The organism is Enterobacter sp. CPE_E1241 (assembly GCF_045618265.1).
Classification (GTDB): domain Bacteria; phylum Pseudomonadota; class Gammaproteobacteria; order Enterobacterales; family Enterobacteriaceae; genus Enterobacter; species Enterobacter adelaidei.
The window spans coordinates 2252539-2266249 of the sequence record NZ_JBIWYV010000001.1 but is presented as its reverse complement, the minus strand read 5'-3'; the positions used below and the strand labels follow the sequence as shown (position 1 = coordinate 2266249).

General features: G+C 53.0%; 15 protein-coding genes. 11 read left to right on the top strand and 4 right to left on the bottom strand.

The window, feature by feature from the left end; translation table 11 throughout:
* Positions 1 to 52: 52 nt before the first annotated feature.
* Together ACJ9Y9_RS11080 and ACJ9Y9_RS11075 are read left to right on the top strand one after the other, a co-directional pair.
* On the top strand, positions 53 to 964 hold the full coding sequence (locus ACJ9Y9_RS11080) for a LysR family transcriptional regulator (RefSeq protein WP_028017509.1): 912 nt from the start codon (positions 53 to 55) through the stop codon (positions 962 to 964).
* 83 nt (positions 965 to 1047) lie between these two features.
* Positions 1048 to 1362: a PTS sugar transporter subunit IIB gene (locus tag ACJ9Y9_RS11075; protein WP_028017510.1), complete on the top strand. Its 315-nt coding sequence runs from the start codon at positions 1048 to 1050 to the stop codon at positions 1360 to 1362.
* A 44-nt stretch (positions 1363 to 1406) separates the two neighbouring features.
* Here the strand turns inward: ACJ9Y9_RS11075 and ACJ9Y9_RS11070 are convergent, their stop codons facing one another.
* Positions 1407 to 1775, bottom strand: a complete 369-nt coding sequence (locus tag ACJ9Y9_RS11070; protein ID WP_028017511.1) for a MerR family transcriptional regulator — start codon at positions 1773 to 1775, stop codon at positions 1407 to 1409.
* Positions 1776 to 1871: 96 nt separating this feature from the next.
* Here ACJ9Y9_RS11070 and ACJ9Y9_RS11065 point away from each other — a divergent pair, with 96 nt between their 5' ends.
* From ACJ9Y9_RS11065 to ACJ9Y9_RS11040, 6 genes are all read left to right on the top strand, one after another.
* The gene (locus ACJ9Y9_RS11065) at positions 1872 to 2666 is read left to right on the top strand and encodes an SDR family oxidoreductase (RefSeq protein WP_028017512.1); all 795 of its coding nucleotides are present in this window, start codon (positions 1872 to 1874) and stop codon (positions 2664 to 2666) included.
* A gap of 209 nt (positions 2667 to 2875) precedes the next feature.
* Positions 2876 to 3490 carry a TetR/AcrR family transcriptional regulator gene (locus ACJ9Y9_RS11060; RefSeq protein WP_028017513.1) on the top strand — a complete coding sequence of 205 codons (615 nt, stop codon included), beginning with the start codon at positions 2876 to 2878 and terminating at the stop codon, positions 3488 to 3490.
* Between the two features lie 74 nt (positions 3491 to 3564).
* Positions 3565 to 4674 carry an efflux RND transporter periplasmic adaptor subunit gene (locus ACJ9Y9_RS11055; RefSeq protein ID WP_028017514.1) on the top strand — a complete coding sequence of 370 codons (1110 nt, stop codon included), beginning with the start codon at positions 3565 to 3567 and terminating at the stop codon, positions 4672 to 4674.
* Complete coding sequence (locus ACJ9Y9_RS11050; RefSeq protein ID WP_028017515.1) at positions 4671 to 7760, top strand: efflux RND transporter permease subunit; 3090 nt, start codon at positions 4671 to 4673, stop codon at positions 7758 to 7760. Before ACJ9Y9_RS11055 ends, ACJ9Y9_RS11050 begins: the two co-directional genes overlap by 4 nt.
* A 34-nt stretch (positions 7761 to 7794) precedes the next feature.
* The gene (locus tag ACJ9Y9_RS11045; RefSeq protein ID WP_028017516.1) at positions 7795 to 8388 is read left to right on the top strand and encodes a TetR/AcrR family transcriptional regulator; all 594 of its coding nucleotides are present in this window, start codon (positions 7795 to 7797) and stop codon (positions 8386 to 8388) included.
* Positions 8389 to 8461: 73 nt separating this feature from the next.
* Positions 8462 to 9067 carry an NAD(P)H-dependent oxidoreductase gene (locus ACJ9Y9_RS11040; protein WP_028017517.1) on the top strand — a complete coding sequence of 202 codons (606 nt, stop codon included), beginning with the start codon at positions 8462 to 8464 and terminating at the stop codon, positions 9065 to 9067.
* Here the strand turns inward: ACJ9Y9_RS11040 and ACJ9Y9_RS11035 are convergent.
* Positions 9057 to 9533 carry a WbuC family cupin fold metalloprotein gene (locus ACJ9Y9_RS11035; RefSeq protein ID WP_028017518.1) on the bottom strand — a complete coding sequence of 159 codons (477 nt, stop codon included), beginning with the start codon at positions 9531 to 9533 and terminating at the stop codon, positions 9057 to 9059. The genes ACJ9Y9_RS11040 and ACJ9Y9_RS11035 overlap by 11 nt on opposite strands.
* A gap of 321 nt (positions 9534 to 9854) precedes the next feature.
* On the opposite strand from ACJ9Y9_RS11035, the gene ACJ9Y9_RS11030 reads away from it, so the two are divergent.
* The gene (locus ACJ9Y9_RS11030; protein ID WP_028017519.1) at positions 9855 to 10325 is read left to right on the top strand and encodes a hypothetical protein; all 471 of its coding nucleotides are present in this window, start codon (positions 9855 to 9857) and stop codon (positions 10323 to 10325) included.
* Positions 10326 to 10367: 42 nt separating this feature from the next.
* Here ACJ9Y9_RS11030 and ACJ9Y9_RS11025 read toward each other — a convergent pair whose 3' ends face one another.
* The gene (locus ACJ9Y9_RS11025) at positions 10368 to 11294 is read right to left on the bottom strand and encodes a LysR substrate-binding domain-containing protein (protein WP_032666830.1); all 927 of its coding nucleotides are present in this window, start codon (positions 11292 to 11294) and stop codon (positions 10368 to 10370) included.
* Between the two features lie 40 nt (positions 11295 to 11334).
* Positions 11335 to 11841 carry a MarR family winged helix-turn-helix transcriptional regulator gene (locus ACJ9Y9_RS11020; protein ID WP_028017522.1) on the bottom strand — a complete coding sequence of 169 codons (507 nt, stop codon included), beginning with the start codon at positions 11839 to 11841 and terminating at the stop codon, positions 11335 to 11337.
* 130 nt (positions 11842 to 11971) lie between these two features.
* On the opposite strand from ACJ9Y9_RS11020, the gene ACJ9Y9_RS11015 reads away from it, so the two are divergent.
* Positions 11972 to 13132 carry an MFS transporter gene (locus tag ACJ9Y9_RS11015; RefSeq protein WP_032666831.1) on the top strand — a complete coding sequence of 387 codons (1161 nt, stop codon included), beginning with the start codon at positions 11972 to 11974 and terminating at the stop codon, positions 13130 to 13132.
* 82 nt (positions 13133 to 13214) lie between these two features.
* Positions 13215 to 13652, top strand: a complete 438-nt coding sequence (locus ACJ9Y9_RS11010; protein WP_028017524.1) for a glyoxalase/bleomycin resistance/dioxygenase family protein — start codon at positions 13215 to 13217, stop codon at positions 13650 to 13652.
* The last annotated feature ends 59 nt before the right edge of the window (positions 13653 to 13711 follow it).

The following is a 13711-nucleotide window of genomic DNA, read 5'->3' as shown; positions in this document are numbered from 1 at the left end:
TTCTTTTGATAATTACAGCAAAAACAGATGCACTTTTCGGAAAAAATGAATAATGGGAAAACTTGAAGACATGGCATTACTGGTTGAAGTTGCCGAGGCGGGTGGTCTTTCCGCCGCCGGACGACGCCTGTCGCTTTCCCCTGCCACCATGACGGCCAGGTTAAAAGCGATTGAAGAGCGTTACCAGACACGCCTGTTCCATCGTTCTACGCGCGCCATTACGCTGACCCGTGCAGGCGAAGAGTTTTACCATGCCGCGCTTCGCGTGCTGGAAGAGATGCATCACGCCGAGTCGTTACTGACGCAAAAAGAAGGTGTACTCAGCGGCAACATTCGCCTTTCTGCACCCTCTGACTTTGGCAGACAGTATCTTAGCCCCGCCGTTCTTGAATTTTCCCGATGCCATCCTGAAGTGAAATTTTTCATCTACTTAAGGGAGCATGTTGAGGATCTGGTCGCTAACCGGCTGGATATGAGCGTGCGTTTCGGCAACCTGCCGGACAGCAGCCTTGTCGTCAGAAATATCCGTCCGAATCATCGGGTGCTGGTCGCCTCCGGGGCGTATCTTAGCGATCGTGGTACCCCCTCCACCTTTGCCGATTTAGCCCAGCACCGATGCCTGGCACTTGAGTCTCAGGGCGTGGTGATGAACGAATGGCGTTTTGAAAGTGAGGGAGAAGAAACCATCGTTCGTATAGAACCTGCCATGGTGTGCGACGACGGAGCATTGCTTCGTCAGTGGGCGCTCAGTGGCGCAGGTATTGCAGGAAAATCGTGGTGGGACGTTAAAGACGATATTGAGAGCGGAAAACTTACGGTGCTGTTTGCCGACAGCTTTACCGGGTTTAGCCGTTACGACCGCAAAGACGTCGGGCTGCAGTTTGTTTACCCGCAGCGCAAATTACAGCCGCTTCAGGTCACGGCATTTAGTCAGTTTTTTCTCTACTGGCTAAAAGAGCATTAATTTGTCGCCGAAATAAGAGACAGCACGCATTTCGGTGACACCCTCAGGACTACCCTAAGAGCGGTTTTCAGGAGGAACAAAACATGAAAAAGCTTCTGATATGTTGTTTGTTTGGCAATACCGCAAACTCGCTCGCCAAAAAGATGCAGTCTCTGGCAGAACGCGAAGGCTATCCGCTGATGATTAGCGCTGTAGGGCTGGATAATTTCGCCAGTGTCGCTCCCGCTTTCGATGGTTTCCTCATTGCGCCGCATATTCAGTACAAACTCGATGAGATAAAAGAAACGGTGGGGAATACGCGTTCAATCGCCATTGTTGAGAGTCTGCCATATGCGTCTCTGGACGCGAAAAAGGTATTGAATTTTGTGAAGGAGCAGATGCCTGAACTGGCTGCCTGACATATAAGGCCGCATCGGTTTTTGCGGCCTCCTCTCTCGGTCTATCAAAATTCATCTACGCAAGGTTCGCCAACCTTATTAATGGCGTTAATTATCCTGGCTCTGAGTTCAATTAACGCCGCTTCTTTCTCTTCCAGCTGCTGCAACTTGCTGTGCAGAGACGCTTTTTTCTGCTCTGCAGTAAATTTGTCATCGACCCAAACAGCTAAAACGTCTGATATTTCGGCTAAGGTAAAGCCCAGCATTTTGGCATGCTTGATCATTTTCAATCGCTGTAAATCGACCGCGGAATACACTTTGTAGTTGTTGCTACGATTAGGTTGCGGGATATTCTCTAACAACCCCTGCTTTTCATAGTAACGTACCGTCTCTTTTGACAATCCCGTTTTCGCACACAGTTCGCCAATTCGCATCGCGCCGCCCTCACCTTATAAAAATCACGCTTGACCGTGTACCTAAGTGCACGGTTTATCCTGTGTTGCACCTATCAGGGATACGGGATTTAAAATATGAATTCTTTTGATTATACAGGAAAAACAGCGTTGATTACCGGGGCGTCCTCGGGAATTGGTCGTGATTTCGCCCGGCAACTTGCGAACCGCGGCGTGTCATTGATTCTGATCGCCCGCTCCGAGAAAAAGCTACAGGCACTTGCTACAGAGCTAGTCAAAACGCATGGTGTATCAATCGCTATTATTGTCCAGGACTTAGTGGAACCAGATGCCATTTCTGCCATTACGGAACGGCTGGAAAAATTAAGACGTTACCCCGACATTCTGATCAATTGCGCCGGGTTCGCCACCTATGGTCCCTTCGGAAAACTGTCCATCGATCGTCAGCGTGATGAGATAAACGTGAACTGCCTGGTACCCGTGGAACTGACTCACGCGATACTACCCGGAATGCTCAAGAAAGGGTCTGGGGTGATCATCAATGTGGCTTCAACCGCGGCGCTACAACCGGACCCCTACATGGCGATTTATGGCGCAACAAAAGCTTTTTTACTCTCCTTCTCGAGTGCGCTTTGGGCAGAATACCGCACACAGGGTATTCGCATTTTGGCGCTTTGCCCCGGTGCAACGGACACGGCCTTTTTTGATGTGGTCAATGCCGAAGAAGCCTCGGTAGGTAAAAGGATGCCAGTGGATAAAGTCGTTACCCTGGCATTAAGGGCTGTCGATGCTAACCGCAGCTATCTGATTACCGGGTGTGGCAACTGGCTACTGGGGCAGTTACACCGATTCGTAACACGCAAACGTCTGTTGCTCATCGTTGAAAAAATATTACGTCCACGCTCTCCTTAAGAAAAATACTCTCGTTTCAGTGCAAAGGAATTGCACTGAAACCCTCACACATCGCCACAGATAGATGCCATCGCGCGCGAAAAACAGTGATACACTTACCCCATCTGGTTGATTGTCCCGTCTGAATGGCTTATGACAAAACAGAAGGTAACCAAAGTATAAAATGGTCACTCGTTGTCAATCAAATCCCGTCACGCTAAGCTTAAATAATGACTAAAAATATGAACGCCCCATCAACACGTGGTCCCCTTGACCACTCTGTCAGAGAGCAAATCGTCGAAGCGGCTTTTGAGCACTTCGGTCACTACGGCTATGAGAAAACCACCGTCGCCGAACTGGCTAAATCCATCGGTTTTTCAAAGTCCTACATTTATAAGTTTTTCGATTCCAAACAAGCAATTGGTGAAGTGATCTGCGCTAACCGCCTGGAGCTGATTATGGCGGCAGTGCTTTCCGCCATCAATGATGCGCCTTCAGCAAGCGAGAAATTACGCCGTCTTTTCAAAGCGCTCACCGAGGCAGGAAGCGAGCTGTTTTTCCACGACCGTAAGCTTTACGACATTGCCGCCGTTGCCGCACGCGAGCAGTGGCCTTCGACGGAAAGGTACGCGGAAAGCCTGATGAAGCTTATCGAGAGCATCATTATAGAAGGCAGGCAGGCCGGCGAGTTCGAAAGAAAAACGCCGCTGGATGAAGTCACCCATGCCATACACATGGTGATGTGCCCTTTCATTAACCCCATTCAGTTGCAGTACAACCTCGAAATGGCCCCCACTGCGGCGGTACTTCTCTCCTCACTGATTTTAAGAAGCCTGGCCCCCTGATTTGTGACCATTGACAATATTGGTCACTAGTCAGAGAATGCGGATACCGTCCTGTTATTTCAAAAAGGTTTCCCATGCTCAGGCTCACTTCAGCCCGCGTTGCCGTTTGTCTCTTGCCGTTTGCCCTTGTGGCGTGCGGCGATATTTCCGCGAGTGATGACCCACGCACCAGGCCACCGCTTGTCAGCTCGGCCTCCGTTGAGCTTGCGAACGAGTCTCTCCACGCTTTTACGGGTGTGGTGGTCGCAAGAACACAAAGCGATTTAGGTTTCAGGGTTCAGGGAAAAATCCTCGAACGCCTGGTTGATACGGGACAGAGTGTCAAACAGGGGCAACCCTTACTGCGCCTGGATCCGGTTGACCTGAGATTACAGGCCCAGGCACAGCAACGCGCGGTGGACGCGGCCCAGGCGCGTGCGAGAAAAGCGTCCAGCGATGAGGCGCGTTATCGCGGCCTTGTGGCCTCCGGCGCCGTGTCTGCCTCGGAGTATGACCAGATCAAAGCGGCGGCCGATACGGCCAGGGCCGATCTCAGCGCCGCCCGGGCACAAGCCAACGTAGCGCAAAATGCTACGGGCTATGCCGTTCTGCTGGCGGATTCAGACGGCGTGGTAATGGAGACGCTCGCCGAACCGGGTCAGGTTGTCAGTGCCGGGCAGGTCGTAATCAGGCTCGCCAGAGCAGGACAGCGTGAAGCGCTCGTGCAGCTTCCGGAAACGTTGCGCCCTGCCGTCGGCAGCGCAGCGCAAGCCACACTTTATGGCAATGAAAAACACCCGGTCACCGCAACGCTGCGCCTGCTGTCAGATTCAGCCGACGCCACAACCCGCACCTTTGAAGCACGGTACGTACTGGAAGGTGCAATGGCGAATGCACCGTTAGGGGCTACCGTCACGATTAACATTCAGGACAATAAAGCGGAAGGTCAGGTCATGCAGGTCCCACTGGCATCACTCTATGATGCAGGCAAAGGTCCGGGCGTCTGGCGCATTTCCAGCCAACCGACAAAGGTCGTATGGACGCCCGTCAAAGTACTGAGCGTGGGTGAAGATGCGGTGCAGGTCACAGGAACTGTGAAGCCCGGCGAGAAGATTGTTGCATTAGGTGCCCACCTTCTGCATGAAGGTGAAATCGTCAGGCTTGCCGTACAACGTAGTGCCGTCCTGGCGGAGAACACGCCATGAGCGGAAATCGCTTCAACCTCTCAGCGCTGGCCGTCCGCGAGCGATCCATCACGCTGTTCCTGATCGTTCTTGTGACAATTGCCGGTATTTACGCCTTTTTTGGGCTCGGACGCGCGGAAGATCCGCCCTTCACGGTGAAACAAATGACGGTGATTACCGTCTGGCCGGGTGCGACCGCGCAAGAAATCCAGGATCAGGTTGCCGAACCGCTGGAAAAGCGGCTGCAGGAACTTAAGTGGTATGACCGTACGGAGACCTATACCCGTCCTGGTATGGCGTTTATCACGCTATCATTGCAGGACAAGACCCCTCCTACAGAGGTACAGGAGGAGTTCTATCAGGCGCGTAAGAAGCTTGGGGATGAATCCCAACATCTCCCGACGGGCGTCCTCGGCCCGATGTTCAATGACGAATTCTCGGATGTTACCTTTGCCCTCTTTGCCCTGAAAGCGAAAGGCGAGCCACAGCGGCAGCTGGTACGTGATGCCGAAGGCCTGCGCCAGCAGCTTCTGCACGTACCTGGCGTGAAGAAAGTGAACATTATTGGTGAACAGGCCGAACGGATTTATATCTCCTTCTCGCATGACCGTCTGGCGACAATGGGACTCTCGCCGCAGGATATTTTCAATGCACTCAACAGCCAGAACGCGTTAACCGCTGCGGGTTCCATTGAGACCCGGGGCGCACAGATTTTTATCCGCCTGGATGGTGCATTCAATGAGTTGCAGAAGATCCGCAATACACCTTTTGTGGCTCAGGGGAAAACGCTCAGGCTGGCCGATGTGGCAACGGTTGAACGCGGCTATGAAGATCCCCCAACGATGCTGATTCGTAATCAGCATGAACCCGCTCTTCTGCTGGGCATTGTGATGCGTGAAGGCTGGAACGGTCTGGCGCTGGGTAAAGCGCTGGATGCGGAAACGGCAAAAATAAATGATAGCCTGCCGCTTGGCATGTCCCTGAGCAAAGTCACCGACCAGTCCGTGAATATTCGCTCGTCGGTCGATGAATTCATGATCAAATTCTTTGTCGCCCTGCTTGTGGTCATGGTGGTCTGTTTTGTCAGCATGGGCTGGCGCGTGGGGGTGGTCGTTGCGGCGGCGGTACCGCTGACGCTGGCGGTTGTCTTCGTGGTGATGGAAGCCGCGGGAATAAACTTTGACCGCGTCACCCTTGGCTCCCTGATTCTCGCCCTCGGTCTGCTGGTTGATGACGCCATTATCGCCATCGAAATGATGGTGGTGAAGATGGAGGAAGGTTACGACAGAATCAAAGCTTCCGCCTACGCCTGGAGCCATACCGCCGCGCCGATGCTGGCCGGTACGCTGGTAACGGCGATTGGCTTTATGCCGAATGGTTTTGCCCAGTCGACAGCCGGGGAATACACCAGCAATATGTTCTGGATTGTTGGCCTTGCACTGATTGCGTCGTGGTTTGTCGCCGTGGTATTCACACCGTATCTGGGTGTGAAGATCCTGCCCAACATCCCCAAAGTGGAAGGGGGTCATGCCGCCATCTATAACACGCCCCGCTATAACCGTTTTCGCCAGCTGCTTGGCCGCGTTATCGCCAGAAAATGGCAGGTGGCAGGTGCTGTTGTCGCCATTTTCATCCTGGCCGTGCTCGGCATGGGGCTGGTAAAAAAACAGTTCTTCCCGACCTCCGATCGCCCGGAAGTGCTGGTTGAGGTACAGATGCCTTACGGCACCTCAATTGCGCAAACCAGCGCCGCAACGGCAAAAATTGAAGCGTGGCTCGGCCAGCAGCCGGAAGCCAAAATTGTCACTGCCTATATTGGTCAGGGCTCGCCCCGTTTTTATCTGGCGATGGCACCCGAGTTGCCCGACCCTTCATTTGCGAAAATCGTGATCCTGACGGACGGTGAAACGTCGCGCGAGGCGCTCAAGTTGCGGCTCAGAGACGCCGTCGCCAACGGGCTTGCGCCTGAAGCGCGCGTGCGGGTGACGCAGCTGGTGTTTGGTCCGTACTCCCCCTTCCCGGTTGCCTGGCGAGTCTCAGGGCCGAATGTTGATCAAGTACGGGACATTGCCGATCGGGTGAAAGCCGTACTCCAGGCCAGCCCGATGATGAGAACCGTCAACACCGACTGGGGATCGCGCGTGCCCGTATTACATTTCACTCTGGATCAGAACCGCCTGCAGGCCACCGGGTTAACCTCCAGCACCGTCGCTCAGCAGCTGCAGTTCCTGCTATCCGGGGTGCCGATTACTTCTGTGCGGGAAGATATTCGTTCGGTTGAAGTCATTGGTCGTGCTGCGGGTGATATCCGTCTTGACCCGGCAAAAATCGAGGGTTTCACCCTTGTCGGCAATGCGGGACAGCGTATTCCGCTGTCTCAAATCGGCAAAATTGAGATCGGCATGGAAGACCCAATACTGCGCCGTCGCGATCGTACCCCCACGATTACCGTGCGGGGCGATATCGCCGACAATCTTCAGCCACCGGATGTGTCTGTCGCCATCATGAAACAGCTCAAGCCGATTGTTGACGCCCTACCGCCTGGATACGGTATCGAGACGGCAGGTTCTATTGAGGAATCGGGGAAGGCGACAAAAGCCATGCTGCCGCTGTTCCCGATCATGATTGCCCTGACGCTTCTCATCATCATTCTGCAGGTGCGTTCACTCTCGGCGATGGTGATGGTGTTCTTAACCGCTCCGCTGGGGCTGATTGGCGTGGTGCCTGTACTGCTGGTTTTCAATCAGCCGTTTGGCATCAATGCGCTGGTCGGATTGATCGCTCTTTCAGGCATTCTTATGCGCAATACGTTGATTCTGATTGGGCAAATCGACCATAACCAGAAAGAAGGTCTCGACCCGTTCCAGGCGGTAGTCGAGGCGACGGTCCAGCGGGCGCGACCGGTATTATTGACCGCAATGGCTGCAGTGCTGGCATTCATTCCCCTGACGCATTCGGTCTTCTGGGGAACGCTGGCCTATACGCTAATCGGCGGAACGTTAGGGGGAACAATCGTTACGCTCGTGTTCCTGCCTGCAATGTATGCGATCTGGTTCAGGATCCACCCGGTGGAACAACGCGTGCAGCGCCCCGCAGAAAACGTGTAAACTACCATCAGTAGATAAAAGTTTTGAGGAAAGCATGGTTGTTAAGCGCTTAAGAAAAGAGGATCGCCGCGTGCAACTGCTGGAGGTTGCGCGTGGTATTGTCCGGCAGCAAGGCACGGAGGCACTGACGCTCGGTTATCTGGCCGAGCGGGCCAACGTGACAAAACCTATCCCCTACGACCACTTTGGCGATCGTGAAGGGTTGCTGATGGCGTTGTACCAGGATTATAGCGATCGGCAACTGGCGAAATTCCGTGAGACGCTGGCGGTCGACAGCAAAACCCTGGAAAAGACGATCCGCTTTTTCAGCGCTGCCTATATCGACTGCGCCATTACCGCAGGGCCTGAAACCGGACCGATCGCCGCGGCACTGTCTGGCTCCCGCGCGTTGCAGACGTTTCGGGAAGCCTGCGTGGCGGAATGTGCCGACTGTCTGCGTACCGCGCTTTCCCCTTTTATCGTTCTGAAAGGTGTCCAGGGCGAAGCGGTACTGACGGCCTTCATTGGTGCAGCAGATGCTCTCAGCACAGCCGCAGGTAATGGCGCGCTCGCCCGAAATATTGCAGAAGATATGCTCAGTGGTGCCATGACTGGCGTGCTGGAGACCTACGTGAATAGCACAAAATGATCGCTCGGGGTGGATTGACGCTTAAGTTACCAATGGTAACATAGGTGTCAATTATTACCCATTCGAGGTCACTATGTCTGCTACAAATGCCATTAATAACGCATTGATCGTGACGGCTCACCCTGTCGACAACTCATTATCCCATTCGCTGGCAACCCATATTGCCGGGAAATTACGCGAGCAAGGTACGCAGGTTGAAATTGCCGATCTGCATGCTGAAGGGTTTAATCCGGCCATGTCTCGTCCCGATCTTGATTTATATCACGGCGATCCCAGCGCCCTTCCCGGCGATATTCTGCGCGAGCAGCAGCGTGTCGAGCGAGCGGATATGCTGGTGTTTGTCTTCCCGGTGTACTGGTGGTCAGTCCCCGGTCTGTTAAAAGGCTGGTTTGATCGCGTTTTGACGCTGGACTGGGCATACAAGGTGGCAGAAGATGGCCGGATTGTGGGGAATTTACGTGACGTTCCCGTTCGCCTTGTAGCAACTGCTGGCACCGATCTCAGCGGATTCGATAAGCATGGTTACTCAACGGCGATTCAGACGCAGATAATCGAGGGTATTTTCGGCTTCTGCGGTTTGAAGAACGTCACGCTCGATATTCTTTTCCAGGCAGATACAGCGACACCTGCTCAGGTAGAAGATTTCCTGCAAGGGCTTGTGAGCACCATTACAGCGTAAAACCACCGTCACCCACTTGTGCCTGAGCGTACCATTTCATTAGCTCCGCGGTACCTGGCTCGTTTTCAGCAGGTGCCCATGGGGCTGAATCTTGTTCGGCAACAGGCTGGTAGCCACCGTGTTTTACCTCAAAAATGACCCCGCCTTTATCCAGCGATAACACGGCATGCCAGATCCCCGCGTCCATCTCCAGCACCTTGCAATCTTCACCCAGTACAACACGCTGGGTCACGTTACCGTTGTCATCAAAATTCAGTACTAAAAAGCGCCCGCTAAGAGCCGTCAGCAGTTCAAACGTGTGCGGGTGACGATGAGGACGAACATAGGTACCTGGTTCCATGGCAATAGCCAGACGCTGAACCGGATCGCTGAGCTCAGGGTGCAAATTTCGATGAGCGCGTAAGCGAGGGGAATTTGCGGCTTGCTCGCTTTGTTGCTGCAGGTCACTGAACGTAATTTGTTTCATATAAACCTTTGGGAGTGTAGTTAGCTTACGGCAACCCGATTGCCGCAGCACGTTATACCATTAGAAACAGACAATCAGCTACGGCGATCCTCAATAAATTCTCCTCAGAGCCAGCAAAGACCTTAACGCGTCTGCAGCTTCCGAGCCCTGTGTTATGGGTAAAATTCGATGTTGAGTAAAACTCACGCTCAGTCTTACTATTTGTCGTTTTTCAATTTAACCGCACTGAAATATCATTCCCTCAACCTTCTTTATTGCTGTTCGATGAAATGAACATCGAGACGCATACTCTAAATAATAATGAGAGTTGATGAGGAACCTATGACGCTAGAAATTTTATGCCATTTAATGAATATAGTTTTACCACATAAAAACACCACATCTGAAAATTTACATACGTTTATAAAAATACTTTCAGCTGAGAAAGGAAACTCTGAAGCACTTTCACAATTTATACATCGCCTGCATCTGCTCTCATTCGCCCTTAGTGAGCCTGGCAAAGCTGAGGAGTTGCTTTCTGCGTATTTACCCAAAGAAGACATCCCCCTTCCCCTGCCTGACTTCGCGAAATGGTCCCGGGTGCCTAACACCGCGTCAGATGAAATGCAGGCATCTGAAGCAGTGGATTATTTTCATAAAATGACAGCGGCTGCCAACGTATTACGCACTGCGTTGATCGATGCAGAGCGGGAAAAAGGAGCGCCTGCCCTCTACATTCTGGATAAATTGCTCAACCTGAATAGTGCATTGCCGGATAGATATAAGAAAATGGCTAACATCCCCTACGCATAAATAATGCTGACAGACAGGATACTCCGCAGGGAATATCCTGTTTCAGTACGACCTTTTATAATCCCAATAAAGACATACAATATCCAGAGAAGGAACAACCGGAGTATTAAGATTAAACCAGCCTAACAGGCGTTCGATACTTTGCTTTCTGAGCGAATTTTTCGGCCAGACAATATAGTAGCCCTCTCCTGTTGCGATGGCCTCCCGAAAGGGAAGGACGAGAAGGCCACCCGTCAGGGCTTCTGACGAGAGACGAAGGTCAGTCATAGCGACACCATGACCGTTCATGGCCGCAAGACTTCCCTGTTCAAGGGTATCAAAGACAATCCCGCCACTCACGTCGAGTCCTGGAAATTTCCCCGTCCTTTTCAGCCACCTTCTCCAGTCTCGTCTGTCCGGTGAGGGATGGATAAGATCGCACTGAGGAAGATGATGCCGGGCAGATTCCAGCAAAGAGGGGGCGCAAGCGGGGATAAGCCATTCACTGAAAAGCAAGCGGCTCTCTGTGGCTTCACCAAAATACCCATTTCCGAGGAGTATCGCGCAATCGTAAGGCTCGCGAGTGAAATCAACGGTATCAATGTCCATCCAGACACTGGCTATTTCAACTTTGGGTTTCGCATGGCTCTCGCGAAAAGTTCTCAGGGCATCGAGCAACCACCTCATGGTAAGCGAGCTGGGGGCTTTGAGGCGCAGGAGGTGATGTTCACTTCTGAATGCCCGACATGCCCACTCCATGCTGGCGAAACTTTCGCTGAGTTGCCCGGCAAGAATCCGTCCGGCCTCACTCACCTCGACTCTCGGGCCTTGTCGTTTAAAAAGCTCACAGTCGAACCACAACTCAAGCGTCCGGACATGTCTGCTGACCGCGCCCGGCGTAATATTGAGCGTTTCAGCGGCTTTACTGAATGAGTTCAGCCGTGCGGCCGCTTCAAACGCGCGTAGGGCATACAGTGGTGGTAATGACATCATTCACCTTGTTTTTTGCGATATTCCGGCCAGTGCTCAGTCATTTATCCCCCGACGCCTCCGGAGGAAATGTCAGCAGTAATTCCCTCAGCAGGGATTCAAGCTGCCCGTGTTGTTCGCCCGATAACGGTTTCAGTAGTACATTCTGTGTTTCTGTATGAACGATCAACGCGCGTTCAATACACTCCTGCCCGTGAGGCGTCAGGCTGACGAGGGTGCTGCGTTTGTCTTCAGGGTCAGCAATCCGCCGGATAAAACCTTGTTGTTCCAGATGATTGAGCCGGTTAGTCATTGCCCCAGAGGTGATCAACAGCGATTTATACAGCTGCGTGGGCGACAGGCAATAGGGCTCACCGGCGCGACGCAACGTGGCAAGCACATCAAATTCGCCCTCGCGAAAACCGAACGACGCCATGGCCTGCGCACGCTTTTTTGCAAGATGCTTCATCAACCTGAGCATGCGGCCAAAAATTTTCATCGATGAGACATCCAGTTCCGGCATGGCACTGCCCCACTGGTCAACAACAAAATCGACATGGTCTTTCATTTTCACCCCTGATAACGCGGGAATTTATCCTGTTGTGCGGTACATCTTACACAAAAAAAGATTTTATCTTAACGTTAAGATAAATGCTTGCGGTGTTTTGCCCTGGCTGCTCACTACCGAAAAGGATCTCATGTTGAAACGCACATCGCCTTTACTCTTTGCCGTTATCGCTTTTATCGTCGGGTTGAACCTGCGCCCTATACTTGCTTCTGTCGGACCGTTGTTTTCAGTACTTCAACGTGAAGTGGGGTTATCAGCCACAGAGTTCAGCCTGCTTACCACGCTACCTGTCGCCATGATGGGGCTGGCGGCATTAAGCGGCCCCTGGCTTTTAGCCAGAGTGGGTGCCGTCCGGGGGATTATGATCGGACTTTTCATCCTGCTCCTGGCCTGTTCATTCCGGGGGATGAGCGCCACGCTGACCGGCCTGATGACCACAGCATTATTGGGCGGGGCCAGCATAGGCATGATCCAGGCGTTAATGCCTGCTCTGATAAAAAGGGAGTATGCACAGACGGCCAGCACGGTGATGTCCCTGTTCAGCACGGGCATTATGGCCGGGGCCGCATTAGCGGCCGCCAGTGCCGAGCCGTTATTTTCATGGCTTGCGCTGAAGCCCGCGCTGGCGATGGCAGGTGTGTTAACGCTGCTTGCGCTGGTACTGTGGCTGGCGTTGGTTAAGCATCATCGCGGGCAAACGCCAGTGCGCGAATCAGTGACTCTCTCCTCTTCCCGTACAGGGCTATTGCTGCTCTTTTTCGGTGTGGGGACGGGAGCCTACACGCTGGTTCTGGCGTGGCTGCCACCGCTCTATATTCAGGCGGGATGGAGCGCACGCAGCAGCGGTTATATGCTGGCCTGGCTAACATTAACCGAAGTTGTCGCAGGGTTTGTTGTCTCTGCGCTAATTGGTAAATTCCCCGACCGTCGCGTTCCGCTGATTACTGTTCTGCTGTTGCTGCTGGCGGGGTTAATGTGTCTGGTCTTTTCGCCAGGAACCACGCCCGTAATATCAACCTTACTGCTTGGCACAGGTATCGGCGCCCTCTTCCCGCTGTCGCTCATCGTCACATTCGATCACGCACAAACACCTGCCCAGGCAGGGAAATTACTTTCGAAAGTGCAAGGCGGCGGGTACATGATTGCGGCACTCATGCCATTAATTGCGGGGATCGTTCGCGACAATGCGGTTTCACTGACCAGCGCCTGGCTGGTAATGAGCGCCGGTGTCGTGCTGTTGATCGTCATCGCCCTTACGTTTAAACCCGTGGCGGCATGCCCGATACGGTAAATGAGATACCAGAATTGAGGGTAGTGTTAATGCCAGCCATACTTTAAATTCAGCATTAATTTCAGGCAATCCAGGGGGTGCTATGTCGCAGATTTTACCGGGAGTTGACGTGTTATTTATCGCGGGTTTCGGACCCATTTCGCGAAATACAGAGTCCAGTTACGGGTTTTATGTCGAGACGCTCGGATTGCCGCTAAAGCCGATGGAAGGTAATAGCGACTATCTTCTTGCCGAAGAAGGTCTTTTGCAGGGGGTTAAACATTTTGCCGTCTGGCCGCTTTCGCAGGCTGCCACGTCATGTTTTGGCCAGGAGCAGTGGCCAGCCGATCATCCGATACCTCAGGGATGGATTGAATACGAGGTGCAGGATCTCGCTTCTGCTACCCGTATCCTGAGGGATAAAGGTTATCGCCTGCTGGTGGCTAACCGCACTGAACCGTGGGGGCAAACCGTCACTCGCCTGCTTAGTCCGGAAGGTTTGCTGACCGGGCTGACGATCACACCGTGGCTTCGGGGGTAAACGGTGTCCGCGTCCGGCACGAAGCAGACCTGCATGAGTAAATGTGGGGGTATTCTTTG

Excerpts from the sequence above, each read along its gene's own strand:
- ACJ9Y9_RS11080 (WP_028017509.1), top strand. The coding sequence starts at position 53 with ATGGGAAAACTTGAAGACATGGCATTACTGGTTGAAGTTGCCGAGGCG.
- ACJ9Y9_RS11075 (WP_028017510.1), top strand. The coding sequence starts at position 1,048 with ATGAAAAAGCTTCTGATATGTTGTTTGTTTGGCAATACCGCAAACTCG.
- ACJ9Y9_RS11070 (WP_028017511.1), bottom strand. The coding sequence starts at position 1,775 with ATGCGAATTGGCGAACTGTGTGCGAAAACGGGATTGTCAAAAGAGACG.
- ACJ9Y9_RS11065 (WP_028017512.1), top strand. The coding sequence starts at position 1,872 with ATGAATTCTTTTGATTATACAGGAAAAACAGCGTTGATTACCGGGGCG.
- ACJ9Y9_RS11060 (WP_028017513.1), top strand. The coding sequence starts at position 2,876 with ATGACTAAAAATATGAACGCCCCATCAACACGTGGTCCCCTTGACCAC.
- ACJ9Y9_RS11055 (WP_028017514.1), top strand. The coding sequence starts at position 3,565 with ATGCTCAGGCTCACTTCAGCCCGCGTTGCCGTTTGTCTCTTGCCGTTT.
- ACJ9Y9_RS11050 (WP_028017515.1), top strand. The coding sequence starts at position 4,671 with ATGAGCGGAAATCGCTTCAACCTCTCAGCGCTGGCCGTCCGCGAGCGA.
- ACJ9Y9_RS11045 (WP_028017516.1), top strand. The coding sequence starts at position 7,795 with ATGGTTGTTAAGCGCTTAAGAAAAGAGGATCGCCGCGTGCAACTGCTG.
- ACJ9Y9_RS11040 (WP_028017517.1), top strand. The coding sequence starts at position 8,462 with ATGTCTGCTACAAATGCCATTAATAACGCATTGATCGTGACGGCTCAC.
- ACJ9Y9_RS11035 (WP_028017518.1), bottom strand. The coding sequence starts at position 9,533 with ATGAAACAAATTACGTTCAGTGACCTGCAGCAACAAAGCGAGCAAGCC.
- ACJ9Y9_RS11030 (WP_028017519.1), top strand. The coding sequence starts at position 9,855 with ATGACGCTAGAAATTTTATGCCATTTAATGAATATAGTTTTACCACAT.
- ACJ9Y9_RS11025 (WP_032666830.1), bottom strand. The coding sequence starts at position 11,294 with ATGTCATTACCACCACTGTATGCCCTACGCGCGTTTGAAGCGGCCGCA.
- ACJ9Y9_RS11020 (WP_028017522.1), bottom strand. The coding sequence starts at position 11,841 with ATGAAAGACCATGTCGATTTTGTTGTTGACCAGTGGGGCAGTGCCATG.
- ACJ9Y9_RS11015 (WP_032666831.1), top strand. The coding sequence starts at position 11,972 with ATGTTGAAACGCACATCGCCTTTACTCTTTGCCGTTATCGCTTTTATC.
- ACJ9Y9_RS11010 (WP_028017524.1), top strand. The coding sequence starts at position 13,215 with ATGTCGCAGATTTTACCGGGAGTTGACGTGTTATTTATCGCGGGTTTC.